At 71.5% G+C, this 22,651-nt stretch carries 26 protein-coding genes and 5 tRNA genes; 21 read left to right on the forward strand and 10 right to left on the reverse strand.

Annotated features, from left to right (window positions below; translation table 11 throughout):
- On the reverse strand, positions 1 to 417 hold the full coding sequence (locus RGQ06_RS14015) for a hypothetical protein (RefSeq protein WP_432430107.1): 417 nt from the start codon (positions 415 to 417) through the stop codon (positions 1 to 3).
- On the reverse strand, positions 417 to 1,112 hold the full coding sequence (gene rpe, locus RGQ06_RS14020; protein ID WP_432430108.1) for a ribulose-phosphate 3-epimerase: 696 nt from the start codon (positions 1,110 to 1,112) through the stop codon (positions 417 to 419). The genes RGQ06_RS14015 and rpe overlap by 1 nt, the downstream gene beginning before the upstream one ends.
- A gap of 65 nt (positions 1,113 to 1,177) precedes the next feature.
- On the opposite strand from rpe, the gene RGQ06_RS14025 reads away from it, so the two are divergent.
- Genes RGQ06_RS14025 through RGQ06_RS14035 form a run of 3 tightly spaced genes read left to right on the forward strand, consistent with a single transcriptional unit; the run spans position 1,178 to position 3,761 of the window.
- Positions 1,178 to 2,371, forward strand: coding sequence for a class I SAM-dependent RNA methyltransferase (locus tag RGQ06_RS14025; RefSeq protein ID WP_432430109.1), 1,194 nt, complete (start codon positions 1,178 to 1,180; stop codon positions 2,369 to 2,371).
- Between the two features lie 50 nt (positions 2,372 to 2,421).
- A complete protein-coding gene (locus RGQ06_RS14030) occupies positions 2,422 to 3,000 on the forward strand; it encodes a sigma-70 family RNA polymerase sigma factor (protein ID WP_432430110.1) in 579 nt (192 codons plus the stop codon).
- Positions 2,997 to 3,761, forward strand: a complete 765-nt coding sequence (locus RGQ06_RS14035) for an anti-sigma factor domain-containing protein (protein ID WP_432430111.1) — start codon at positions 2,997 to 2,999, stop codon at positions 3,759 to 3,761. Before RGQ06_RS14030 ends, RGQ06_RS14035 begins: the two co-directional genes overlap by 4 nt.
- A 59-nt stretch (positions 3,762 to 3,820) precedes the next feature.
- On the opposite strand, the gene RGQ06_RS14040 is transcribed toward RGQ06_RS14035, so the two are convergent.
- Positions 3,821 to 3,970 carry a hypothetical protein gene (locus RGQ06_RS14040; RefSeq protein WP_432430112.1) on the reverse strand — a complete coding sequence of 50 codons (150 nt, stop codon included), beginning with the start codon at positions 3,968 to 3,970 and terminating at the stop codon, positions 3,821 to 3,823.
- Between the two features lie 60 nt (positions 3,971 to 4,030).
- Between RGQ06_RS14040 and RGQ06_RS14045 the strand changes: the two genes are divergently transcribed.
- Entirely contained in the window at positions 4,031 to 4,204 is a 174-nt protein-coding gene (locus RGQ06_RS14045) for a hypothetical protein (RefSeq protein ID WP_432430113.1), read from the forward strand.
- A 75-nt stretch (positions 4,205 to 4,279) separates the two neighbouring features.
- Complete coding sequence (locus tag RGQ06_RS14050) at positions 4,280 to 5,371, forward strand: JmjC domain-containing protein (protein ID WP_432430114.1); 1,092 nt, start codon at positions 4,280 to 4,282, stop codon at positions 5,369 to 5,371.
- Positions 5,372 to 5,428: 57 nt separating this feature from the next.
- Here RGQ06_RS14050 and RGQ06_RS14055 read toward each other — a convergent pair.
- Together RGQ06_RS14055 and RGQ06_RS14060 are read right to left on the reverse strand one after the other, a co-directional pair.
- Positions 5,429 to 5,502 (reverse strand) — tRNA-Lys (locus RGQ06_RS14055).
- Positions 5,503 to 5,562: 60 nt separating this feature from the next.
- Positions 5,563 to 5,640: transfer RNA gene (locus tag RGQ06_RS14060), tRNA-His, on the reverse strand.
- Positions 5,641 to 5,721: 81 nt separating this feature from the next.
- Between RGQ06_RS14060 and RGQ06_RS14065 the strand changes: the two genes are divergently transcribed.
- Positions 5,722 to 5,795: transfer RNA gene (locus RGQ06_RS14065), tRNA-Arg, on the forward strand.
- 23 nt (positions 5,796 to 5,818) lie between these two features.
- Here RGQ06_RS14065 and RGQ06_RS14070 read toward each other — a convergent pair.
- The 3 genes from RGQ06_RS14070 to mftF all read right to left on the reverse strand — a co-directional run bounded on the left by RGQ06_RS14070 (position 5,819) and on the right by mftF (position 7,984).
- A complete protein-coding gene (locus tag RGQ06_RS14070) occupies positions 5,819 to 6,370 on the reverse strand; it encodes a hypothetical protein (RefSeq protein WP_432430115.1) in 552 nt (183 codons plus the stop codon).
- Positions 6,371 to 6,446: 76 nt separating this feature from the next.
- Positions 6,447 to 6,520, reverse strand: a tRNA-Gly gene (locus RGQ06_RS14075).
- Between the two features lie 15 nt (positions 6,521 to 6,535).
- Positions 6,536 to 7,984, reverse strand: a complete 1,449-nt coding sequence (mftF, locus tag RGQ06_RS14080; RefSeq protein ID WP_432430116.1) for a mycofactocin biosynthesis glycosyltransferase MftF — start codon at positions 7,982 to 7,984, stop codon at positions 6,536 to 6,538.
- A gap of 64 nt (positions 7,985 to 8,048) precedes the next feature.
- Between mftF and mftA the strand changes: the two genes are divergently transcribed.
- The 3 genes from mftA to mftC are packed head-to-tail and all read left to right on the forward strand — an operon-like array spanning position 8,049 to position 9,634.
- Complete coding sequence (gene mftA / locus RGQ06_RS14085; RefSeq protein WP_432430117.1) at positions 8,049 to 8,180, forward strand: mycofactocin precursor MftA; 132 nt, start codon at positions 8,049 to 8,051, stop codon at positions 8,178 to 8,180.
- Positions 8,181 to 8,198: 18 nt separating this feature from the next.
- The gene (gene mftB / locus RGQ06_RS14090; protein ID WP_432430118.1) at positions 8,199 to 8,483 is read left to right on the forward strand and encodes a mycofactocin biosynthesis chaperone MftB; all 285 of its coding nucleotides are present in this window, start codon (positions 8,199 to 8,201) and stop codon (positions 8,481 to 8,483) included.
- Positions 8,480 to 9,634, forward strand: a complete 1,155-nt coding sequence (gene mftC / locus RGQ06_RS14095; protein ID WP_432430119.1) for a mycofactocin radical SAM maturase — start codon at positions 8,480 to 8,482, stop codon at positions 9,632 to 9,634. Before mftB ends, mftC begins: the two co-directional genes overlap by 4 nt.
- Positions 9,635 to 9,688: 54 nt before the next feature.
- On the opposite strand, the gene mftD is transcribed toward mftC, so the two are convergent.
- A complete protein-coding gene (gene mftD, locus RGQ06_RS14100; RefSeq protein ID WP_432430120.1) occupies positions 9,689 to 10,885 on the reverse strand; it encodes a pre-mycofactocin synthase MftD in 1,197 nt (398 codons plus the stop codon).
- A gap of 37 nt (positions 10,886 to 10,922) precedes the next feature.
- Here mftD and mftE point away from each other — a divergent pair, with 37 nt between their 5' ends.
- The 6 genes from mftE to RGQ06_RS14130 all read left to right on the forward strand — a co-directional run bounded on the left by mftE (position 10,923) and on the right by RGQ06_RS14130 (position 16,166).
- The gene (gene mftE / locus RGQ06_RS14105; protein WP_432430121.1) at positions 10,923 to 11,627 is read left to right on the forward strand and encodes a mycofactocin biosynthesis peptidyl-dipeptidase MftE; all 705 of its coding nucleotides are present in this window, start codon (positions 10,923 to 10,925) and stop codon (positions 11,625 to 11,627) included.
- 96 nt (positions 11,628 to 11,723) lie between these two features.
- Positions 11,724 to 12,878: an NDMA-dependent alcohol dehydrogenase gene (locus RGQ06_RS14110; RefSeq protein ID WP_432430122.1), complete on the forward strand. Its 1,155-nt coding sequence runs from the start codon at positions 11,724 to 11,726 to the stop codon at positions 12,876 to 12,878.
- Complete coding sequence (locus tag RGQ06_RS14115) at positions 12,879 to 13,823, forward strand: AAA family ATPase (RefSeq protein WP_432430123.1); 945 nt, start codon at positions 12,879 to 12,881, stop codon at positions 13,821 to 13,823.
- Positions 13,824 to 13,960: 137 nt separating this feature from the next.
- Positions 13,961 to 14,785 carry a vWA domain-containing protein gene (locus RGQ06_RS14120; protein WP_432430124.1) on the forward strand — a complete coding sequence of 275 codons (825 nt, stop codon included), beginning with the start codon at positions 13,961 to 13,963 and terminating at the stop codon, positions 14,783 to 14,785.
- 36 nt (positions 14,786 to 14,821) lie between these two features.
- Positions 14,822 to 15,589, forward strand: a complete 768-nt coding sequence (gene heR, locus RGQ06_RS14125; RefSeq protein WP_432430125.1) for a heliorhodopsin HeR — start codon at positions 14,822 to 14,824, stop codon at positions 15,587 to 15,589.
- Between the two features lie 37 nt (positions 15,590 to 15,626).
- On the forward strand, positions 15,627 to 16,166 hold the full coding sequence (locus tag RGQ06_RS14130; protein ID WP_432430126.1) for a type 1 glutamine amidotransferase domain-containing protein: 540 nt from the start codon (positions 15,627 to 15,629) through the stop codon (positions 16,164 to 16,166).
- A gap of 8 nt (positions 16,167 to 16,174) precedes the next feature.
- Here RGQ06_RS14130 and RGQ06_RS14135 read toward each other — a convergent pair.
- Positions 16,175 to 16,251 (reverse strand) — tRNA-Pro (locus tag RGQ06_RS14135).
- 115 nt (positions 16,252 to 16,366) lie between these two features.
- Here RGQ06_RS14135 and tig point away from each other — a divergent pair.
- From tig to RGQ06_RS14165, 6 genes are all read left to right on the forward strand, one after another.
- Entirely contained in the window at positions 16,367 to 17,707 is a 1,341-nt protein-coding gene (gene tig, locus RGQ06_RS14140; protein WP_432430127.1) for a trigger factor, read from the forward strand.
- Positions 17,704 to 18,363 carry an ATP-dependent Clp protease proteolytic subunit gene (locus RGQ06_RS14145; protein WP_432430128.1) on the forward strand — a complete coding sequence of 220 codons (660 nt, stop codon included), beginning with the start codon at positions 17,704 to 17,706 and terminating at the stop codon, positions 18,361 to 18,363. The genes tig and RGQ06_RS14145 overlap by 4 nt, the downstream gene beginning before the upstream one ends.
- A gap of 19 nt (positions 18,364 to 18,382) precedes the next feature.
- The gene (gene clpX / locus RGQ06_RS14150; RefSeq protein WP_432430129.1) at positions 18,383 to 19,654 is read left to right on the forward strand and encodes an ATP-dependent Clp protease ATP-binding subunit ClpX; all 1,272 of its coding nucleotides are present in this window, start codon (positions 18,383 to 18,385) and stop codon (positions 19,652 to 19,654) included.
- Positions 19,651 to 20,985, forward strand: a complete 1,335-nt coding sequence (locus RGQ06_RS14155) for a bifunctional folylpolyglutamate synthase/dihydrofolate synthase (RefSeq protein WP_432430130.1) — start codon at positions 19,651 to 19,653, stop codon at positions 20,983 to 20,985. Before clpX ends, RGQ06_RS14155 begins: the two co-directional genes overlap by 4 nt.
- Positions 20,986 to 21,006: 21 nt before the next feature.
- Positions 21,007 to 21,417, forward strand: coding sequence for a nucleoside-diphosphate kinase (gene ndk / locus RGQ06_RS14160; protein ID WP_432430131.1), 411 nt, complete (start codon positions 21,007 to 21,009; stop codon positions 21,415 to 21,417).
- A 188-nt stretch (positions 21,418 to 21,605) separates the two neighbouring features.
- A complete protein-coding gene (locus RGQ06_RS14165; protein ID WP_432430132.1) occupies positions 21,606 to 22,646 on the forward strand; it encodes a rod shape-determining protein in 1,041 nt (346 codons plus the stop codon).
- Positions 22,647 to 22,651 lie beyond the last annotated feature (5 nt).

Consider the following 22,651-nt stretch of genomic DNA (forward strand, 5'->3'; position numbering starts at 1 on the left):
TCAGCAGTTCGACTCGACGTAGACCCGGAGCCGGTCGCCTGCGGCCTCGACCTCGTCGAAGCGGGGCCGCAGCGCCTGGTAGACGCTCGGCCGGCCGTGCTCGTCGACGTCGCGCCCCGGCTGGAGGCCGGCGATGAGGTCGTCGACGAAGGCGATCACCACGTCGACGTCCGCTCGGGCCGCCTCGGGCGCGAGATCGCGCAAGCCCTCCTGGGCGTCGCGAGCGGTGCGGAACGTCTCCCGGGCCGCCTCCACGTTGTTCGGGTCCAGGTCGTCGAAGACCGCCTCGAACCGCTGGGTGTCCGCCGCGGCCTCGCAGAACGCGGCCAGGTTCCCGCCGCCGTCGTCGTCGTTGCACGCACCGCCGACCACGGCGAGCGCGGCGACGAGGAGCGTCGCCGGGAGTCGTCGCGCCATCAAGCCCGGGCGGCCTCGGCGAGGCGCCGCAGCTCGTCGACGGCGTGGCCCAGGCCGGCCGGGTCCTTGAACATCGACGAACCCGAGATGACCACGTTGGCGCCGGCGCCCACCGGCCCCCGCACGGTGTCGGGGGAGATGCCGCCGTCGACCTCGATGTCGCAGTCGTGGCCGCGGTCGATGATCCACCGGCGGATGGTGGCCACCTTGGGCTCCATCGTGTCGATGTAGCGCTGGCCGCCGAAGCCGGGGTTCACGGTCATCACGAGGACCATGTCGCAGAGGTCGAGGACGTGCTCGACCACCTCGGGGGGCGTCGACGGGTTGAGCGCCACCGCCGCGCCGGCGCCGAGGTCCTTGATGCGCCCGAGCGTGCGGTGGAGGTGGCGGCAGGTCTCGGCGTGCACGATCACCAGGCCGCACCCGGCATCGACCCAGGTGTGCAGCAGGGGATCGGGGTCCTCGACCATGAGGTGGGCCTCGAAGAGCAGCTCGGTGCGGTCGCGGCACGACGCGATCACGTCGGGACCGAAGGTGAGGTTCGGCACGAACCGCCCGTCCATGACGTCCCACTGGATGCGGTCCACGCCGGCCTCGTCCAGGGCCTCGACGGCATCCCCCAGGCGGGAGAAGTCCGCCGGGAGGACCGAGGGGGCGATGAGGATGGGGCGGTCGGTCCCGGGGCGGTCACTCATGGCCTCATCCTCGCAGACCGTCCTGTGCCTGCTCGGTATCCGGATCGGTCCCCTAGCCTGCGGAAGTGCACGACCTGGAGCTCCGCGTCGACGACGTGGCCGTGGGCGGCGACGGCATCGCCCGAGCCGACGACGGCCGGGTCGTGTTCGTGCACGGCGGGGTGCCCGGCGACGTCCTGACCGCGGTCGTCACCAAGGAGGAGCGCCGCCTGCTCAAGGCCGACGCCGTCACCATCCGGACGGCGAGCGACGACCGCACCGTCCCCCCGTGCCCGCACGTGGCCGATGGCTGCGGCGGATGCGGCTGGCAGCACCTGACGGTGGAGGCCCAGCGGCGCTGGAAGCAGCGGATGGTCGAGGAGAGCCTGCGTCGGCTCGGCCGGCAGGAGGGCTCGGTCTCGCTGGCACCGCCGTTGCCCGATCGCGGGTTCCGGACCTCGCTGCGCGTGCTCGTGACCGCCGACGGCCCGGCGTTCCGTGGCGCCCGCTCGCACGAGCCGGTCCCCGTGGCCAGCTGCATGGTCGCCCATCCGGGCCTCGACGAGATCGTTCGGGACGGGCGGTTCGGCGCCGCCGACGAGGTCACCTTGCGCATCGGCGGCGCGACGGGGGAGCGCCTCGCCGTGGTGGCGCCGAGCGTCCCCGACGACCTCGCCCTGCCGTCGGACGTGACGGTGGTCGGCGAGGACGAGCTGGCGGAGGGGCGACACGTCTGGTTCAACGACGAGGTCGCCGGACGGCGGTTCCGCATCTCGGCCCGCTCCTTCTTCCAGACCCGCACGGACGGAGCCGAGGCCCTCGTGGCCGCGGTCCGAGACGCCGGCGCCGACGCCTGGGGCCACGGCCGGCTCGCCGATCTCTACGGCGGCGTCGGGCTGTTCGCGTCCACGCTGGGCGAGGGGATGTCCACCGTGCTGGTCGAATCGGCCCGGTCCTCGGTCGCCGACGCCGAGCACAACCTCGCCGACCGCGCCGTCGCCGTGGTGCGCAGCTCGGTCGACCGCTGGCGCCCATCGCCGGCGGATCTCGTCGTGGCCGACCCACCCCGCGCCGGGCTCGGCAAGGCGGCGCTGGCGCCGATCCTGGCCACCGGTGCCCGCCGGCTGGTGCTCGTCAGCTGCGATGCCGCTGCCTTCGGTCGGGATGCCGGGCTCCTGGCCGACGCCGGCTTCGAGCGCCGGTCGACGGTGCTGGTCGACCTGTTCCCGCACACCCCCCGGGTGGAGCTGGTGTCCCGCTTCGATCGGAAGGCGGCGTGATGGCCGGGCCGGGTCATCCAGGCGACGGTCGTGCTCCGAAGAAGGGGACGATGACGATCGAGCAGCTCCAGGAAGCCGGTGACGCCGCCCTCGTCGTGTCCATCGGCCGCTACCACGAGGACGCCCTCGCCGAGGTGTACCGACGGCACGCCGGTGCCGTGTTCGCGCTGGCGCGCCGCCTGCTCGCCGACCGGACGCTGGCCGAGGAGATCGTGCAGGAGGTCTTCCTGCGGCTGTGGAACAACCCCGATCGCTTCGATCCGGATCGGGGCTCGCTGCGTTCGTACCTGCTCGCCCAGTGCCACGGCCGCTCGGTCGACCTCATCCGGTCCGAGTCGTCCCGCCGCCGTCGCGAGGAGAAGGAGCTCACCCTGGCCGCCGAGGCCGGCTACGACCTCGAGCACGAGGTCTGGGACATGGCGGTTGCTGACCGGGTGAAGAACACGCTGCAATCGCTGCCCGAGGGTGAGCGGGAGGCGATCCTGCTCGCGTACTTCGGTGGCCACACGTACCGGGAGGTCGCCGACCTGCTCGGGACGCCAGAAGGCACGGTGAAGAGCCGGATCCGCTCCGGGTTGAAGAAGATGCGCGGCGAGCTCGCCGGCATCGGGATCGGTGGTGGAGCATGAACGAACACGACGAGATCGCCGACCTGCTCGGTGCGTACGCTCTCGACGCCGTGGACCCCGACGAGGCCACCGCGGTCGAGGCCCACCTCGCGGTCTGCCCCCGCTGCGCGGCCGAGGTGGCCGAGCACCGCGAGGTGGCCGCGATGCTCGCGCACTCCGGCGCGCCGGCCCCCGAGGGCCTGTGGACCCGGATCTCGGCGAGCCTCGAAGAGGCGCCCCCGGAGATGGACCTCCAGCTGACGCGCCCCGGTCCCGCCCGGGACGACGTCGTCGACCTCGCCGAGCGCCGCCAGCGTCGCAACGTGCCGCGCTGGTTGCCCGGGGCTGCGGTCGCGGCCGCCCTGGTCGTGGTCGCCCTCGTCGCCGGGTTGGTCATCGGCGGCGGTGACGCCGAACGGGACCCGGATGTCCAGATCGCACTGACTGACGTCGCCCGCGACGTCATGAACGACCCCGATGCCACCCGCGTGGTGCTCCGCTCGCCGGACGGCGGTGAGCTGGAGGCGCCCGCTGCCATCGACCGGGACGGCGCCGGCTACCTGATGGGCAACACGCTCCCTGCGCTGGACGACTCCGAGACGTACCAGCTCTGGGGCATCCAGGGTGACCTGGTCGTGTCCCTCGGCGTGCTCGGCCCCTCACCGGAGGTCGTGGCCTTCCGCGCCGACCCGGCGCTGGACGCCCTGGCCATCACCCGGGAGGCGGCGCCCGGCGTGGTCTCCTCGGCCAACCCGGCCTACCTGGTCGGCGAGGTCAGCTGAGGCGAGCCGGCATCGTCGGGGTCACTCGTCGATGTCGGTCCCGCTCGGCGGGAACACGGTCAGCTCGTCCAGCAGCTCGCCGGGATCGTCCGACCAGTCCATCGCCGCCAGCTGGGCCGGGCCAGCTCGGCCGGTTCGAGCGGGCGCACCAGATCGTCGATGCGCTGGCGGGCGGCGAGGTAGATCGTCGCGATCTCCGGGGTGGCCATGGCCGCGCAGCATTGCACCGATGTGGTGCTGGCTGCGGGCACATCGGGAAGAGAGGGCCCATGACCAACCAGCTGACCGACGACCAGATCACCGCCTCCGGACCCACCGAGGACGACGACAACCTCGATGCCCCCGGTGAGCACACCAAGGACACCGGCGACGAGCCCACCGAGGACGACGAGAACCTCGACGCACCCGGTGAGGACTCCAAGGACACCGGCGACGAGGCCTGACCCATCCCCCCGCACGACGGGACGCCCACCGGTCGCCCTGCGCACCTCGCGCGGCGGCCGGTGCTGGCGCGCTGCGTGGGCGACGCAGAGCACTTCGCCCGACATCGTTGGGGGCGAGCGCCGCAGCTGCACGCCACCGGCGACGACTTCGCTGACGTCTTGACCCTCGCCGAGGTCGACCGGCTGCTCTCGAGCACGGCCCGCCGACCGGAGGTCCGCGTCATGCGCTCGGGAGCACCGGTCGATGCCGCCTCCTGGTGCACCACCGTCCGCCTCGGCGGACGGCAGGTGCCCGACGTGGTGGACCCCGTCGCCATCGGCCGTGCCCTGGACGACGGCGCGACCGTGGTGCTGCAGTCCTTGCACCGCACGGTCCCTGCGGTCGGGCGCTTCGCATCGGCGCTCGAGGCCGAGGTCTCCCACCCGGTGCAGGTCAACGCCTACCTGACCCCGCCGGGCGCGGCCGGGCTCGCCCCGCACGCCGACGGCCACGACGTCATCGCCGTCCAGCTCCACGGCACGAAGGCCTGGAAGGTCGACGGCCTCGGCGATGTCGCCCTCCAGCCCGGCGATGCCCTGTACGTGCCCGCCGGCACCCGTCACGCCGCGGAGACCGCCGAGCGGTCCTCGTTGCACCTCACGATCGGCATCATCCGGATCACCTACCGCGCCGCCATCCAGCGCCACCTCGCCGGCACGACCGACCTCGACGCGCCGCTCCCGATCGGGTACGCCGCCGACGCTGCCGACGTCGCCGAGCTGGCCGCCGGTCTGGCCGGCGCGATCGGGAGCGCCGCCACGGCGTTGTCCGATGCGGATCCGGCCGCGCTGGCCGACGTCGAGCACCGGCGCCGCCGGCCGCGCCTGCGCCACGAGGGCCACGTCGCGTCCGTGGTCGCGCTCGACGAGCTCGGGCCCGGGTCCTGCGTCCGACTGCGGACCGGTCCGCCGCCGACGTTGACCACCGACGACGATGGCCGTCTGCGCCTCGACGTGGGGGATCGGGTCCTGCACCTGCCCGCGGTCGCCCAGCCCGCGCTGGACGTCCTCCTCGAGGGCGGGGTGGTGGCGGTGGGCGACCTGCCGGACCTCGACGAGGCGAGCCGCCTGGTGCTCGCTCGCCGGCTGGTGCGCGAAGGGGTGCTCGTCCTCGATGCGAGCTGCTGACCGAGGCGTGCCCGGACGCGACACGGGCCAGGGACGTGCCCTGGCCCGGCGCTTCCGTACCCCCCCTGGGACTCGAACCCAGAACCTGCGGATTAAGAGTCCGACGCTCTAACCAGTTGAGCTAGAGGGGCAGGTGGACCGCTCCCGGCCGGAGCCGGGGGCGTATGTGAGCGGACGAATCTCTCGCCGCGTGGGGTGACCGAGGGGACTTGAACCCCCGACCTCCAGGGCCACAACCTGGCGCTCTAACCGAACTGAGCTACGGCCACCAAGGAGCGGCGATCCTAGGCCGAAGCGACGTCGCCGACGAAACGAGGCCGGCCGCCATGGCCGGGTACCCTTCCGCCCCGGCCTCCGTAGCTCAACTGGAGAGAGCATCCGGTTTCTACCCGGACGGTTGCGGGTTCGACTCCTGCCGGGGGCACGCAGACACCCGCTGGCGTCGGGTCAGGTGGTCCGGCGGCGCAGCGCGAGGCCGGCCAGTCCGACGAGCACGGCCGTCCCGACCGCCGAGGTGCCGCCGGTGTTCGCCAGGCCGTCCTCCAGATCGCTGGGGAGCTCGCGGTCGCGGTCGCCGTCGCCGGCGAGGCCGCTGCCGCCGCTGGCGCTCCCGCCGCTGGAACCTTCGTCGCTGCCGCTCCCGCCGCTGATGGATCCGCTCGGCTGCGTGGTCGTCGTGGCGTTCGACGTCTCGGGGTCCGACGGCGCGTCGGTGGTCGGCGTCGAGGTGGAGGAGGAGTCGGCGTCGGCAGCGGTGGTCGAGGTCGTCGTCCCGTCGCCGGTCGCGGGCTCGGTCTCGGTCTCGGTCGTCGTCTCGGAGCCGGTCTCGGTCTCGGTGTCGCTCGCCGTCTCGGTCTCGGTCTCGGTGAGGGCGGGCTGGGCCGTCTCGGTGTCGCCATCGTCGCCGCCCAGGTCGCCCGGTTGCACGATGGCGACGACGAGGCCCACGGAGCCCAGCAGCAGGGCGGCCGCCAGCAGGAGCTTGGGGAGGGGCTTCACGTCAGGGGTGGTCCTTCGGGGACGAGGTTCTCGGCGCCGGCGTGCTGCGGAGGGGTGGGTCCACCGGCGGGCGGATTGGAGCGGGTGACGGGAATCGAACCCGCATGACCAGCTTGGAAGGCTGGGGCTCTGCCATTGAGCTACACCCGCAGACGGGTGACGACGCTAGCCGCGCGCCGGTCCGGTTCCGGAGTCCCGGGTCACCCCGGGGATCCCCGACAACCGGGGCAGCAGGGCCCGGGCCGAGCGGCACCGGCATGCCCCGCGCCACACGCCGGCGCAGTACGCGGCCTGGTCCAGGGCGTGCAAGAGCGTCCACCGCACCGGGTCGATGCCCGGGTCCGGACCGGCGGCCCGGCGGTCGAGCAGGGCAGGGACGACGGCGGCGGCCAGCGTGGCCCGCCGCATCCGGTGGCTGCGCAGCGAGCCGACCACGGCGAACGGCAACCACGCCCGCCAGACCGAGCGACCGAGCCAGGCCCCGGCCTGCAGCGTGCCGCCGCCGGCGAGGCGGAGGGAGGTGCGGACGGGGCGGTCGAGCCGGCCACGAAGCTTCGGTGCGAGCGCCAGCGACGAACCGATCGCGACCCCGGTGCCGGCGAGGGCCCCCGTGCGTCCGCCCAGCGCCGCCAGGACCCATGCGGCCAGGCTCCAGGCGTTCAGCTCGACCGGGGCGACCGATCCCGGGTGGCGCTGGTCGAGGGGGGCGGCCGCCGATCCGTACGCCCCCCGCTGGCGGACCAGGGCTCCCCAGTCGGCGCGGGGGCGGTGCTCGACCTCGGCGGCGGGCTCGTAGCGCACGGTCCAGCCCGACTCGACCGCCCGCCACACCAGGTCGACGTCCTCGCCGACCCGCATGCCGGGCTCGAATCCGTCCAGCTGCTCGAGCAGCTCGCGCCGGCAGACGACCGTCGCGGTCGGCACGTACGAGACGCGGCCGCGCGGGACGACCCGTGCTTCCCGGTCGCCGAGGTCGAGCGGGGAGCGGTGTCGCTCGTAGCGCTCCAGCAGCGAGGGTCCGGGCCGGCTGCGGACCCGGGGCGCGACGATGCCCACTGCGGGGTCGGCGAGGTGGGCCAGGAGGGGATCGAGCCAGCCGGGGCCCGGGACGACGTCGGCGTCGACGAAGGCCACGACCTCGCCGGACGACGCCCGCCAGCCGGTGTCGCGGGCCGCACCGGGCCCGAGGGAGCGGTCGTGGCGCAGCACGGTCGCTCGTCCGGCGACCGCGCCGGGCACGGCGGTCGGGTCGGCGGTGCCGTCGTCGACCACCACGACCTCGGTGCCCGCCGGAACCTGCAGCTCGTCGAGCAGCGCACCCAGCTCGACCGCGTGGTCGCGGACCGGCACGACCACCGAGACCGTGACCTCGGGGGTGCGTCCGGGGCGGGGGTGCACCATGCCGGCATCCAGGAGGCGCCGTGCCACCTGGGCGTCAGGACCGGTCGTCGGCACCGGGCCGCCGGCCAGGACCCGGTCCACGGCGTCGGCACCGGCCTCGCTGAAGCGCAGGAGCCGCATCGGCGCACCGCCGAGGAGGGATCGGCCATCGGCGCTGCGACGGGTCTCGGCGTCCAGGGCGAGCGCGATATGTTCGGGGAACCCCTCGGCCACGGTCCTCCTCGAGCGACGGAGTGGCGAGGCTAGCCCTGCCCGCACGTTCCCCCAGAGGTGTCCGATGACCGTCACCGAGCCCACCACCGAAGTCTCCACCGAGGTCGAGGACCAGGAGCAGGCCACCGAGGAGCTCGTCACCGACGACGTCCTGGTCGAGGAGATCTCCATCGACGGGATGTGCGGCGTCTACTAGGCGCCCGCCCTCGACGCGATGGCGTTCGATCCCGCTGACCGCTACCGGCTCAGCCCCCGCGTGGGTCTGCGCCCCGAGCCCTTCGGCGCCCTCGCCTACCACTACGACACCCGTCGGCTGGTCTTCCTGAAGTCCAACGACCTCGTCGATCTGGTGCGCTCCCTCGAGTCCCACGCCAGCGCCGCTGACGCCATCGACGCCCTCGTCGACCCGACCACCGGCCGCCGATCCGCCTACGTGACCGCCCTCGCCTCGCTCTGCGAGTCCGGTGTGGTCGAACCCCTGCTGGAGCCCGCAGCATGAGCACCATCCCGAAGACCCCGCCGCTGGTCGAGCAGCTCAAGGGCGGACTCGACGCGCCCATCTGCCTCACCTGGGAGCTCACCTACGCCTGCAACCTGGCCTGCGTCCACTGCCTGTCGAGCTCCGGTCGCCGGGATCCCCAGGAGCTCAGCACGGCGGAGGCCAAGGACCTCATCGACCAGCTGGCCGCGCTGCAGGTCTTCTACGTCAACATCGGCGGCGGCGAGCCGATGCTGCGCAAGGACTTCTTCGAGATCGTCGAGCACTCCGTCAGCAACGGCGTCGGCGTGAAGTTCTCCACCAACGGCACCTACCTCGACCGGGCCGCCGCCGAGCGCCTCGTCGAGCTGCCCTACCTCGACGTCCAGATCAGCCTCGACGGCATGACCCCCGAGGTGAACGACGCCGTCCGCGGCGAGGGCTCCCACGCCAAGGCGATCGAGGCGATGGGCCACCTGCGCGACGTGGGCTTCGAGGACTTCAAGATCTCCATCGTCTGCACCCGCCACAACGTCGACCAGCTCGACGAGTTCAAGGCGCTCGCCGACGACCACGGCGCCCAGCTGCGCATCACACGCCTGCGCCCCTCGGGCCGCGGCGTGGACAGCTACCACGACCTGCGCCTCACCAACGCCCAGCAGCGCCAGGTCTTCCACTGGATCCTCGACCACCCCGACGTGCTCACCGGTGACTCGTTCTTCCACCTGAACGCGCTGACCACCGAGACCGGGGGGCCGAACCTGCCCGGCCTGAACATGTGCGGCGCCGGCCGGGTCGTGTGCCTCATCGACCCCATCGGCGACGTCTACGCCTGCCCGTTCGTCATCCACGACGAGTTCCTGGCCGGCAACGTCCGCGACGGCGGCGGCTTCGCCCACGTCTGGCAGGAGTCGTCGCTGTTCACCGAGCTGCGCGAGCCCACCAGCGCCGGCGCCTGCGCCTCCTGCGGGTCCTACGACGCGTGCCAGGGCGGCTGCATGGCCACCAAGTTCTTCACCGGCCTGCCGCTCGACGGCCCGGACCCGGACTGCATCCACGGCCACGCCGACGAGGCCCTGGCCGGCATCGCGGCCGGTTCGGCCCCACGTCCCTCGCAGGACCACAGCCGGCCGGGCGCCGCCGTGCCCGTCGCCCTCACCCGCAAGTCGTAGCGAACTGGCAGCGGTGACGGAACGCCATGCGTTCCGTGGTCGCTGCCAGATCCCCTACTGGCGCTCCGCTTGGCGGACCGAGTGGGAGAAGTCGTCCGGCACGACGATGTCGAGCGGGCCGAGGTCGGCGAGCGTGCGCTTGCCGAGGCCGAGCATGGCCGAGTCGACGCCGTTGCGCAGCACGTCGAGCACGTTCTCCACGCCGGGCTGGCCGCCGACGGCGAGGGCCCACAGCGACGCTCGGCCGATCATCACGGCCTTGGCGCCGAGGGCGACGGCCTTGACCACGTCGCTGCCCCGGCGGATGCCGCCGTCCATCAGGACCTCGATCTGGTCGCCGACCGCGTCGGCGATGAGGGGCAGGGCCCGGATCGGGGCCGGGGTGGTGTCGAGGTTGTTGCCGCCGTGGTTGGAGACGCTGATCGCGGTGTAGCCGGCGTCGACCGCACGGCGAGCGTCGTCGACGCGCATGATGCCCTTGAGCATGAAGGGGCCGTCCCACTGCTCGCGTAGCCAGCGCAGGTCGTCCCAGCTGGGCGGGGGGGTGCCCATCCACTGGCCGTAGGCCTCGAAGAACCCGGGGGGTGACTCGCCCTCGGGGACCATGTTCGGCACGTGCAGGTCCGGCAGCGACCGGTTCTCGAGGGTGTACATCCCGTAGCGCCAGGCGTAGCGGGGGCTCGTGAGCAGCTCGGGGGAGTGCTTGATCGAGGTCTTGAGGTCGAGGGCCTCGGGGATGTCGGGGCTGCCCCAGTCGCGGCCGTGGGAGAAGGACCAGTCGAGGGTGACGATGAGGCCGGCGACCCCGGCGCGCTTGGCCCGGTCCATGCGGGCGGTCATCTGCTCGCGCGTGCCGCACCAGTAGATCTGGAAGAAGGTCTGGGGGTTCTCGGCCATGACCGTCTCGACCGGCGTGGAGCCGAAGTTCGACAGGCCGATGGCCGTGCCCCGGTTCGCCGAGGCGCGTGCGATGCCGATCTCGGCGTCGGGGTGCACCATCTGGACGCCGGTGGGGGAGATGAGGACCGGCATCGAGAGGCTCTGGCCCATCACCTGCGTGGACTGGTCCCGTTCGGCCGGCTTGTCGGCGACGGTCGGCACGAAGCCGAGCTCGGAGAAGGCCTTGGTGTTGTCGACCAGCGTGTGGCCTGCCTCGGATCCGGCCTTGAGGGCGCCGAACACCGAGCGGGGGAGGATCTTCTCGGCGCGCTGCCGGGCGATCTCGACGCTCTCGAACCACTTGTGTGCCATCTGTCCACCTCGTGCCGGTCGGAGCGATCATGTTGGCATGACCACCCCGCACCCAGAGAAGCGGCACCTCGCCTCGCGGACCGCTGGGGAGGTCGCTGCGGCGGCGCCGCTGGTCCTGCTCGTCCCGGTGGGCAGCTGCGAGCAGCACGGACCCCACCTGCCCCTCGACACCGACACGCGGGTCGCCGTCGCCGTGGCGGAGCGGGTCGCCGCACGACGAGCCGAGGTCGTCGTCGCGCCGGCGGTGGCCTACGGCTCCTCCGGCGAGCACCAGGGCTTCGCCGGCACGCTCTCGATCGGCACCGCCGCGCTGCGGACGGTGCTGATCGAGCTCGGGCGCTCCGCCTTCCCGGCCGCCGGAGCGGGGGCGTTCGCCTCGTTGGTCTTCGTCAACGGCCACGGTGGCAACCACGAGGCGCTCGGCGAGGCCGTCGACGTGCTGGTCGGGGAGGGGCGGCCGGTGACGGCTTGGTGGCCGTCGATCCCCGGCGGCGACGCCCACGCCGGGCGCACCGAGACGTCGCTGCTGCTGGCCATCGCCGGCGACGTCGTCGGTCCCGATCGGCCCGTCGGCGAGACCCGGCCGCTCGGGGAGCTGCTGGGGTCGCTGCGGTCCGGCGGCGTCGCAGCCGTGGCCCCGAACGGCGTCCTCGGCGACGCGACCGGGGCCTCGCCGGAGGAGGGGGAGGCGTTGCTGGCGGCCCTGGTCGACGACCTGGCGGCCCGGCTCCCGGTTTCTTGACCGAGCAGTCAGGTTTGGCATGACAACGGCGCGGCGCAGGCCTAGGTTGGCGATCGCTCATCCGAAATCGCACCACGAACCCGGGGGAACCCAACCATGAAGACCCGCGCCGCCATCCTGTGGGAGAAGAACCAAGACTGGAGCGTCGAGGAGATCGATCTCGACCCGCCCCAGACCGGCGAGGTGCTCATCAAGCTGGTCGGCTCCGGCCTGTGCCACTCCGACGAGCACCTGCGCACCGGCGACATGGTCGTCCCGCAGGAGACCGCCGATGCCCTCGGCCTGAAGCAGTTCCCGATCATCGGTGGCCACGAGGGTGCCGGCGAGGTCGTCGAGGTCGGACCCAACGTCACCGGCCTGGAGGTCGGCGACCACGTGGTCCTCGGCTTCATCCCCGCCTGCGGCAAGTGCCCGTCGTGCTCGAAGGGCATGTCGAACCTGTGCGACTACGGCGCGTTCCTGCTCGCCGGCCGCCAGATCGCCGACTTCACCGCTCGCCACCACGCCGCCGACGGCACCGACCTCGGCCTGATGTGCCTGCTCGGCACCTTCGGCGAGTACACGGTCGTCAACGAGGCGTCCTGCATCAAGATCGAGAAGGACATCCCCCTCGACAAGGCTGCCCTCGTGGGCTGCGGCGTCACCACCGGTTGGGGCTCGGCCACCTACGCGGCCGACGTCCAGCCCGGTGAGACCGTCGTGGTCGTCGGCGCGGGCGGCATCGGCATGAACGCCATCCAGGGTGCGGCCATGAACGGCGCCCGCCACATCGTCGCCGTCGATCCGGTCGAGTTCAAGCGCGAGCAGGCCATGGTCTTCGGCGCCACCCACACCGCCGCCTCCATCGAGGAGGCCACCGAGCTGGTCGGCCAGATCACCTGGGGTCAGAACGCCGAGAAGGCGATCATCACCGTGGGTGTGGGCGACGGCGACCTCATCGCCCCGGTCATGGGCCTCACCGCCAAGGGCGGTCGCGTCGTGCACACCTCGGTGGCGCCGATGGAGCGCAACGACGTGGCCCTGAACCTGTTCGACCTGACGCTGCAGCAGAAGCAGCTCGTCGGCTCGATCTTCGGCTCGGCCAACCCGCGCTACGACATCCCCCGCCTGCTGCGCCTGTACCAGGAGGGCAAGCTCAAGCTCGACGAGCTCATCACGCGCGAGTACGACCTCGCCGACATCAACAAGGGCTACGACGACATGAACGACGGCAACAACGTCCGTGGGTTCGTGCGCTACAGCCAGTCCTGAATGACCCGCTCCGACCACGGCTTCGACCGCTCGCTCATCGAGAGCGCGGCGGTCGAGGTCGTCGGCCGGCGGCGTGAGCTCGAGCTCGTCACCGCCGCCCTCGCCGCGTCCCGCCACGTCCTGCTGGAGGGCCCTCCGGGCACCGGCAAGTCCACGTTGCTGCGCGCCATCGCCGAGCGCGCCGGCCTCGACCTCGTCTTCGTCGAGGGCAACGCCGAGCTGACCCCGGCCCGCCTGGCGGGCCACTTCGACCCGGCGCGGGTCCTCACCGACGGCTACACCGAGGACGTCTTCGTCGACGGCCCGCTCCTGCGGGCCCTGCGCGACGGCGGCCTCCTCTACGTCGAGGAGATCAACCGGGTCCCCGAGGAGACGCTCAACCTCCTCATCACCGTCATGTCCGAAGGTGAGCTCACCGTGCCGCGCCTCGGTCGGGTCGTCGCGTCGCCGAGCTTCCGGATGGTGGCGGCGATGAACCCCTACGACGCCGTGGGCACCGCCCGCATCTCGGGGGCCGTGTACGACCGGGTCTGCCGGGTGTCGATGGGCTACCAGTCCCTCGACGACGAGCTGGCCATCGTGGTGCACGAGGCCAAGACCGCCGGCGCCACCGACGCCGCCGGCGACGACGACTTCGTGCGCCGCGTCGTCAGCGTCGTGCGCGGCACCCGCGAGCACCCCGACGTGCGAATCGGGTCCTCGGTGCGCGGCGCCATCGACCTGGTCCTCATCGCCGACGAGCTCGCCGGGCTGCGGGGCACCGAGGTGTCCGAGCTGGACACCGCCCTCGACGCCGCGTGCATGGCGCTGTCCGGGCGCATCCGGGTGCACGAGTCGTGCCACCGCACGCCCGAGGAGATCGTCACCGAGCTCTGGGACCTGTACGCCACCACCGTCGATCTCGGCGAGGGCGGCGGCGACGGCGAGGACCCGGGAAAAGGCTGAGCCTCCCGGATGGCTCCGGGAGGGACGACGACCGGGAGCGCACCCTCGACGAGGAGGCGACGCAGGAGGAGCTGACCGAGTCCTCCCGTCGCACGACCTCCCGCCGTGAGCTGTCCCAGCACGACGACTTCGACGAGGTGTCGCCCGAGCTCGGCGTCCTCGACGAGAGCGCCATCGAGGAATCCCTCGCCGAACGCCCCGACGAGACCCTCGCCATGCTCGCCGACATGACCGGCGCCACCGACGAGCGCCTCCGCGCCCTGGCGCGGCGGCTCGCCGGCCGGATCGTCATCGGGATGGCCCGGGCCGACGCGGCGCGGCGGCGGGGCATCGGCAAGATGCGTTCGCTGCCCATGGACGACACGGGAGGCGACCTCGACCTCGACGCCAGCATCGAGGCCCTGCAGCTCGCCTCCGCCACGGGCACCGCCCCCCGCGCCGACGAGCTGACCGTGCGCACCTGGGCCCGCCCGGCGGTGGCGATCTGCCTCGTCGTCGACCGCTCCGGCTCGATGAGCGGCGACCGGCTCGCCGCCTCCGCCATCGCCGCGGCCGCGGTGGCCGAGCGCGCGCCGGACGACTTCTCGGTGCTCGCCTTCTCGGACAAGGTCATGATCATCAAGGGCCAGAACCAGCGCCGCTCGGTCGACGACGTCGTCGAGGACGTGTTCCGGCTCCGTGGGCACGGCCCGACCGACCTCGGCCTCGCGCTGCGCGTCGCCGCCGACCAGCTCGCCTCGTCGGGCGCCCAGCGCAAGCGGGTCGTGCTGCTGTCGGACTGCCGGCCCACCAAGGGCACCGAGCCCGAGCGCGACGCCGGGGCGCTGGACGAGCTCCACGTGATCGCACCGGCGGAGGACTCCGGCGATGCCGAAGCCTTCGCCCGGGCCGTCGGCGCCAGGTTCGCGGCGCTGTCCGGGCCGAGCCAGATCCCATCGGTGTTCGCCCAGCTCGCCGACTGAACCGCGCACCGCAGCGGGTTGCGCGCACACTGAGTCATGGCCGCCACGGACACCGGGATGACCGACGAGCGACTGGCCGACCTCCGGCGATGGAACCTGGGCCTCACGGTCCTGCACGTGGGCCAGGCGATCGCCGTGCTGCTCCTGGCCAGCGACTTCGCCATCACGATCACCTCCTCGTTCCCCACCGGCCCGCCCGGGACGGCCCCGCCCGCGCCCGAGGCGCTCCTCGACATCCGGATCGGCGCGGCTGTCGCCGTCTTCCTCGCCCTCGCTGCCCTCGACCACCTCGTCACCGCCACGGTCGGGCGCCGCGCCTACGAGGCCGATCTCCGGCGGGGGATCAACCGGTTCCGGTGGGTCGAGTACTCCTTCAGCGCCACGCTGATGATCGTCCTGATCGCCAGCTACAGCGGCATCACCGAGATCACGGCGGTCATCGGCATCGCCGGCGCCAACGTGGCCATGATCCTGTTCGGGTGGCTGCAGGAGCGCATGAACCCTCCTGGGCGGTCGTCCACGTCCATGCTGGCGTTCTGGTTCGGCTGCGTCGCCGGCGTGGCGCCCTGGATCGCCATCGCGGTCAACATCTTCGGCGCCGACACCGTGCCCGGCTTCGTGTACGGCATCTTCGTCGCCCAGCTCGTGTTCTTCTCGAGCTTCGGGCTGAACCAGTGGCTGCAGTACCGAGGGGTCGGTCCGTGGTCGGACTACGCGTTCGGCGAGAAGGCGTACCTGGTGCTCAGCCTCGGCGCGAAGTCGGTCCTGGCGTGGCAGATCTTCGGCGGGTCGCTCGCCGGCTGAGCACATGGCGCCCGGACGGGCCGGGTACGGGCTCGGCATGGCTGATGAACTGACCGGCAAGACCATCGCGTTCCTCGTCGCCCAGGAGGGCATCGAGCAGGTCGAGCTGACCGACCCCTGGAAGAAGGTCGAGGAGGCCGGTGGCCGGCCGATCCTCGTGGCGCCGGAGCCCGGCACCGTCCAGGCGTTCGACCACCTCGATGCCGCCGACACCTTCGACGTCGACCGAACCACCGCTGACCTGCGGATGGACGACATCGACGGCGTCGTCCTCCCCGGTGGCGTCGCCAACCCCGACCAGCTGCGCACCGACGGGGCCGCGGTGTCGTTCCTCCGGGACTTCGTCGAGGCCGGCAAGCCGGTCGCCGTGATCTGCCACGGACCCTGGACGCTCGTCGAGGCCGGCGTGCTCGAGGGGCGCACCATCACCTCGTGGCCGAGCCTGCAGACCGACATCCGCAACGCCGGTGGCACGTGGGTGGACCAGGAGGTCTGCAGGGACGGCAACCTCGTCAGCAGCCGCAACCCCGGTGACCTGCCTGCGTTCACCGACGCCATGGTCGAGCTCTTCTCGTAGCGCGCGGGTGGTCGGGGAGACAGGATTCGAACCTGCGACCCCCTGCTCCCAAAGCAGGTGCGCTACCGGGCTGCGCCACTCCCCGTGGACCGCCGGGGAACTCTAGCGGCCGCCCACCCATGCGTCCCGGCCCGGGGCCCGTCGGTACACTCGGCCGCTCCTATGAGCACGTCCCCCACCCGACAGAAGCTGGTCACGGCATGAACTCGACCGTCGAGGAACTCGATGGCAACAAGGTGAAGGTGTCCGTCTCCGTCGAGGAGACCGAGTTCGACAAGGACATCGACGCCGCCTTCAAGCGCATCGCCCTGGAGGTGAACCTCCCCGGCTTCCGTCGCGGCAAGGCGCCTCGCAAGCTGCTCGAGGCCCGCCTCGGCGCCGGCGTCGCCCGTGAAGAGGCCCTGCGCGAGGCCCTGCCGAAGTACTACGCCGACGCCGTCACCGAGCATGACGTGGACGTCATCGCCGCCCCCGAGCTGGAGATCACCGGCGGGCAGGAAGAGGGCCCGGTCGAGTTCGAGGCCATCGTCGAGGTCCGACCCGTCGTCACCGTCCCCGGCTACGACGGCCTCAAGGTCACCATGCCGTCGCCGGAGCCCTCCGACGAGGAGATCCAGAACCAGATCGACCGGATGCGCAACCTCGACGCCACCGTCGAGGTCGTCGACCGGGCCGCCGGCGAGGGCGACACCGTCGTCATCGACATCGTGGGCACCCTCGACGGCGAGGAGCAGGACGGCCTCACCACCGACGACTACAGCTACGAGCTCGGCTCGGGGATCATCACCCCCGAGGTCGACGAGCAGCTCACGGGGGCCGAGGCCGGCGACGAGCTGGACTTCGACGCCACCCACCCCGACGAGGACGAGGAGCGCCAGCTCCACTTCACCATCACGGTCAAGGAGGTCAAGGCCAAGGTCCTGCCCGAGCTGACCGACGAGTGGGCCTCGGAGAACTCCGACTTCGACACCGTCGAGGAGCTGGAGAACGACCTGCGCACCCGCATGGTCGAGGTCCGCAAGGCCCAGGGCGCCGGCGAGCTGCAGGAGAAGGTGGGCCAGGCGCTCGCCAAGCTGGTCGACCTCGAGCTCCCCGAGGCACTCGTCAGCATGGAGCTGAACAACCGCCTCCAGGACCTGGCCATGCGCCTGCAGGCCCAGGGCCTCGAGCTCGAGCAGTACCTGGCGATGACGGGCCGCTCCCAGGAGCAGCTGGTGGACGAGCTGCGCGAAGCGGCCGAGACCGCCTCGCGCGTCGACCTCGGCCTGCGTGCCGTGGCGGCCGCCGAGAAGATCGACTGCAGCGACGACGAGCTCGACGCCGAGATCGAATCCGTCGCCGAGCGGGTCGGGGAGAAGCCGGCCAAGGTCCGCCAGCAGCTGGAGCGGAACGACCAGATCCCTGCGGTACGATCCGACATCACCAAGCGCAAGGCGCTGGAGTGGCTGCTCGACCACGTCGAGATCGTCGACGAGAACGGTGACCCGGTCGACCGCAGCCTGTACGAGACCGACGAGGAAGACGAACAGGACGACGGATGAACCCCGAGCAGGTGGCCCAGCACAGCAGCGTGGTTCGCAACTACCTGGTGCCGACGGTGGTGGAGTCCACCAACCGGGGGGAGCGGGCCTACGACCTCTACTCCCGCCTGCTCAAGGAGAACATCATCTTCCTGGGCACGCCGATCGACGACAACATCGCCAACCTCGTCTGCGCCCAGCTGCTGCACCTCGAGTCGGAGAACTCCGACAAGGACATCAGCATCTACATCAACAGCCCCGGTGGCGACATCACGGCTCTGTTCGCGATCTACGACACGCTGTCGTTCATCAAGAACGAGATCAGCACGATCTGCTACGGCCAGGCCGCCTCGGCTGCCGCCGTGCTGCTGGCCGCGGGCACCAAGGGCAAGCGCCTCGCGCTGCCGCACTCCCGGATCCTGCTCCACCAGCCGTGGGGTCAGGGCGGTGGCCAGGCCACCGACATCGAGATCCAGGCCCGCGAGATCATGCGCATGCGCGACCTGCTCAACGAGATCCTCGCCGAGCACACGGGCCAGACGGTGGAGCGCATCGAGGCCGACACCGACCGGGATTTCGTGATGACCGCGCCCGAGGCGCTCGAGTACGGCATCATCGACGAGGTGATCAGTCGGCGCTCGCTCGCCGACACGACGGGTCCGATCCGGGCCAACTGAGACCAGGGGGGTCCGCGACGTGGCCAAGTTCGGAGACGGGGGAGAGCTCCTCAAGTGCAGCTTCTGCGGCAAGTCCCAGAAGCAGGTCAAGAAGCTGATCGCCGGTCCCGGCGTCTACATCTGCGACGAGTGCATCGACCTCTGCAACGAGATCATCGAGGAGGAGCTGGCCGAGTCCTCGGACCTCAGCTTCGACGAGCTGCCCCGGCCCCGTGAGATCTTCGAGTTCCTCGAGGAGTACATCGTCGGCCAGACCGACGCGAAGAAGATCCTGTCGGTCGCGGTCTACAACCACTACAAGCGGATCCAGTTCGGGCACCACACCGTCCACGACGACGTCGAGGTCGCCAAGTCCAACATCCTCCTGCTCGGCCCCACCGGCTCGGGCAAGACCTTCCTGGCCCAGACGCTGGCCCGCCTGCTGAAGGTCCCCTTCGCCATCGCCGACGCCACCGCCCTCACCGAGGCCGGCTACGTCGGCGAAGACGTCGAGAACATCCTGCTGAAGCTGATCCAGGCCGCCGACTACGACGTCAAGAAGGCCGAGACCGGCATCATCTACATCGACGAGATCGACAAGGTGGCCCGCAAGTCGGAGAACCCCTCGATCACGCGGGACGTGTCCGGCGAGGGCGTGCAGCAGGCCCTGCTCAAGATCCTCGAGGGCACCCAGGCGTCGGTGCCGCCCCAGGGCGGGCGCAAGCACCCGCACCAGGAGTTCATCCAGATCGACACCTCGAACATCCTGTTCATCTGCGGTGGTGCCTTCGCCGGGATCGAGCGGCTGATCGAGTCCCGCCTCGGTCGCACCGGCGTCGGCTTCGCCGCCCAGATCCGCCAGGGCAACGACCGCGACATCAGCGACCTGCTCGGCGAGGTCCGCCCCGAGGACCTGGTCAAGTTCGGCCTGATCCCGGAGTTCATCGGCCGTCTCCCGGTCATCGGAGCCGTCGGCCACCTCGACCGCGAGGCCCTCATCGAGATCCTCACCGAGCCCAAGAACGCCCTGCTGAAGCAGTACCAGAAGATCTTCGCCTACGAAGACGTCGAGCTCGAGTTCACCCAGGAGGCCCTCGACGCCGTCGCCGACCTGGCGCTGCTGCGGGGCACCGGAGCTCGTGGCCTGCGGGCGATCCTGGAGGAGGTGCTGCTCGACATCATGTACGACATCCCGGGCCGCACCGACGTGGGCAAGGTGATGATCGACGCCGACGTGGTGCTCGACCGGGTCAACCCCACCATCGTCCCCCGCGACACCAAGGCCGACCGGCCCAAGCGCGCCGCCTCTTGAACTTCGGTGACGCGCTCGTCCACCTGGACGAGCACATCAACCTCGAAGCCACCCTCGACGGCCCCAAGGCCGGCGCGGTGCACGGGCTGTCCCTCGACCGGATGCGCGGCATCGTCGAGGTCCTCGGTGATCCCCAGGCCAGCGCGCCGGTCATCCACGTCACCGGCACCAACGGCAAGGGCTCGACGTCGCGGATCATCACCGCGCTGCTCGGCGCCCACGGGCTCACCGTCGGCACCTATGCGAGCCCGCACCTCGAGTCGATCACCGAGCGGATCCGGCGCAACGCCGAGTCGATCTCGGAGGAGGACTTCGGAGACATCATGGGCGAGATCGCCGCCCTCGAGCCGATGTTCCCCGACCGGCCGAGCTACTTCGACCTGCTCACGGCCGCCGCCTTCGCCTGGTTCGCCCGCGAGGCGGTGGAGGTCATGGTGCTCGAGGTGGGGATGCTCGGGCGGTTCGACTCCACCAACGTCGCCTCGGCCGACGTCGCCGTGATCACCAACGTGGGCCGGGACCACACCGACTTCCGAGGCGACTGGCGGCGGGCGATCGCCGAGGAGAAGGCCGGCATCATCGAGGACCGCAGCGCGGTCGTCATCGGCGAGACCGACCCCGAGCTGATCGAGGTCTTCCGGGCCGAGGGTGGCTCGGTGCACTGGGTCCGCGACGAGCACTTCGGCGTCCGCTCCTCGCTGGTCGCCCTGGGCGGCCGCCACGCCGACCTCTACACGCCCGGTTCTCGGCTCGAGGAGCTCTACCTCCCGCTCCACGGTGCCCACCAGGTCGACAACGCATCGATCGCCGTCGCCGCGGTGGAGGCCTTCTTCGGCCGCCCGCTCGACCGTGACGTGGTCCAGGAGGCGCTGCGCAGCGTGGAGATCCCCGGCCGCTTCGAGGTCGTCGACCGCGCGCCGCTCATCGTGCTCGACATGGCCCACAACCCCGACGGCACCGAGGCGGTGGCCGACACCTACGCCAGCGAGTTCCACCCCGAGGGCGGCCTCACCCTGATCGTCGGCATGCTCGGCGGTCGGGACCTCGACGACACCCTCGCCCCGCTGCTGGCGCTGCACCCCCGCCGGGTCATCTGCACCCGGGCCGACTCGCCCCGCGCCGTGCCGGCCGCAGACGTCGCCGCCGCCGTCGCCCGGGGCCTCGGCGACCACGTCGCCGAGGTGCGCACGACCGACGACGTCGACGCCGCGGTCCGCAAGGCCGTCGACCTGCTGGCCGACGACGAGGCCCTCCTCGTCACCGGTTCGACCTACGTGGTGGGCGAGGCTCGGTCCACGCTGCGCAGCCTCGGGTTCAACGCTCGCCGCTGACGGCCGCTACCGTCCCGCCCCGTGAACCGGACCTTCGTCATGTGCAAGCCCGATGCCGTCGAGCGCGGCCTCGTCGGGGAGATCGTCGCCCGCTTCGAGCGCAAGGGGCTCACCCTCGTCGCCGCCGAGCTCAAGACCGCCGATCGAGCCCTCGCCGAAGCCCACTACGACGAGCACCGCGACAAGCCCTTCTTCGGTGAGCTGGTCGACTTCCTCACCCGCAGCCCGGTGCTGGCCATGGTGGTCGAGGGCCCGGCCGACAACACCTTCTCGATCTGTCGCACCCTCATCGGCAAGACCAGCGTCGACGACGCCCAGCCCGGCTCGATCCGCGGTGACTTCGCCACCACGACCAACGAGAACCTGGTCCACGGCAGCGACTCCCACGAGTCGGCCCACCGCGAGATCGACCTCTGGTTCCCCAACCTCTGAAACTGGCAGCGGAGACGGAACGGTGGGCTTCTGTTCCGTGGTCGCTGCCAGTTTCCTCCGGATGGCCCGCACTGAGGCGGTCCCGTTGTCGTCCCGACTGTTGCGGTTCGGTGACAGAGGGTTAGCCTGGGACACTCCGCTACGCTGACCGGTCGCCCGGACCAGGTCCCCGACGGAATCGTGTACGCATGTCCGAGAACGTCTTCACCTCCCTGATGGGCCGCGACATGGCGGTCGACCTCGGCACCGCGAACACGGTGGTCTACGTCCGCGGGCGTGGCATCGTGCTCAACGAGCCCTCCGTGGTCGCCGTCAACGTGCGCGACGGGCGCCCCCTCGCCGTCGGCGCCGAGGCCAAGCGGATGATCGGCCGCACGCCGTCGCACATCCAGGCCATCCGCCCGCTCAAGGACGGCGTGATCTCGGACTTCGAGATCTGCGAGAAGATGCTGCGGTACTTCATCCAGAAGGTGCACCAGCGCCGCTGGGCCAAGCCGCGCATGGTCATCTGCGTGCCGTCGGGCATCACGGGCGTGGAGCAGCGCGCCGTGCTCGAGGCCGCCGAGTTCGCCGGCGCCCGCAAGCCGGCCCACATCATCGAGGAGCCCATGGCGGCCGCCATCGGCGCCGGGCTGCCCGTCCAGGAGCCCACGGGCAACATGATCGTGGACATCGGAGGCGGCACCACCGAGGTCGCGGTCATCTCCCTCGGTGGCATCGTGGCCAGCCAGTCGGTGCGCGTCGCCGGCGACGAGCTGGACGAGGCCATCATCCAGTTCATCAAGAAGGAGTACTCCCTGGCGGTGGGCGAGCGGGCCGCCGAGGAGATCAAGATCGGCATGGGCTCGGCCTGGCCGCTCGAGGAGGAGCTCTACGCCGAGGTGCGCGGTCGCGACCTCATCACCGGGCTCCCCAAGACGATCGTCACGTCCACCGAGGAGATCCGCGAGGCCATCGACGAGCCGGTCACGGCCATCGTCGACGCCGTCAAGGTCACCCTCGACAAGACGCCGCCGGAGCTGGCGGCCGACATCATGGAGAAGGGGATCGTGCTCGCCGGTGGCGGCGCGTTCCTCCACGGCCTCGATGCCCGCCTGGAGCACGAGACCGGCATGCCGATCGTCATCGCCAACGATCCGCTGCACGCCGTCGCCTTCGGGTCGGGCCTCGCCCTCGAGGAGTTCGACGCCCTGAAGGACGTGCTGTTCAACAACCCGCCCGAACACTGACCCCC

This window comes from Salinilacustrithrix flava (assembly GCF_041228405.1).
Taxonomy (GTDB): Bacteria; Actinomycetota; Acidimicrobiia; order Acidimicrobiales; family Salinilacustritrichaceae; genus Salinilacustrithrix; species Salinilacustrithrix flava.

Coding starts and splice junctions, on each gene's coding strand:
- RGQ06_RS14015 (WP_432430107.1), bottom strand. CDS start 417: ATGGCGCGACGACTCCCGGCGACGCTCCTCGTCGCCGCGCTCGCCGTG.
- rpe (WP_432430108.1), bottom strand. CDS start 1,112: ATGAGTGACCGCCCCGGGACCGACCGCCCCATCCTCATCGCCCCCTCG.
- RGQ06_RS14030 (WP_432430110.1), top strand. CDS start 2,422: ATGACGATCGAGCAGCTCCAGGAAGCCGGTGACGCCGCCCTCGTCGTG.
- RGQ06_RS14035 (WP_432430111.1), top strand. CDS start 2,997: ATGAACGAACACGACGAGATCGCCGACCTGCTCGGTGCGTACGCTCTC.
- RGQ06_RS14040 (WP_432430112.1), bottom strand. CDS start 3,970: ATGGCCACCCCGGAGATCGCGACGATCTACCTCGCCGCCCGCCAGCGC.
- RGQ06_RS14045 (WP_432430113.1), top strand. CDS start 4,031: ATGACCAACCAGCTGACCGACGACCAGATCACCGCCTCCGGACCCACC.
- mftA (WP_432430117.1), top strand. CDS start 8,049: ATGACCGTCACCGAGCCCACCACCGAAGTCTCCACCGAGGTCGAGGAC.
- mftB (WP_432430118.1), top strand. CDS start 8,199: ATGGCGTTCGATCCCGCTGACCGCTACCGGCTCAGCCCCCGCGTGGGT.
- mftC (WP_432430119.1), top strand. CDS start 8,480: ATGAGCACCATCCCGAAGACCCCGCCGCTGGTCGAGCAGCTCAAGGGC.
- mftD (WP_432430120.1), bottom strand. CDS start 10,885: ATGGCACACAAGTGGTTCGAGAGCGTCGAGATCGCCCGGCAGCGCGCC.
- mftE (WP_432430121.1), top strand. CDS start 10,923: ATGACCACCCCGCACCCAGAGAAGCGGCACCTCGCCTCGCGGACCGCT.
- RGQ06_RS14110 (WP_432430122.1), top strand. CDS start 11,724: ATGAAGACCCGCGCCGCCATCCTGTGGGAGAAGAACCAAGACTGGAGC.
- RGQ06_RS14115 (WP_432430123.1), top strand. CDS start 12,879: ATGACCCGCTCCGACCACGGCTTCGACCGCTCGCTCATCGAGAGCGCG.
- heR (WP_432430125.1), top strand. CDS start 14,822: ATGGCCGCCACGGACACCGGGATGACCGACGAGCGACTGGCCGACCTC.
- RGQ06_RS14130 (WP_432430126.1), top strand. CDS start 15,627: ATGGCTGATGAACTGACCGGCAAGACCATCGCGTTCCTCGTCGCCCAG.
- tig (WP_432430127.1), top strand. CDS start 16,367: ATGAACTCGACCGTCGAGGAACTCGATGGCAACAAGGTGAAGGTGTCC.
- RGQ06_RS14145 (WP_432430128.1), top strand. CDS start 17,704: ATGAACCCCGAGCAGGTGGCCCAGCACAGCAGCGTGGTTCGCAACTAC.
- RGQ06_RS14165 (WP_432430132.1), top strand. CDS start 21,606: ATGTCCGAGAACGTCTTCACCTCCCTGATGGGCCGCGACATGGCGGTC.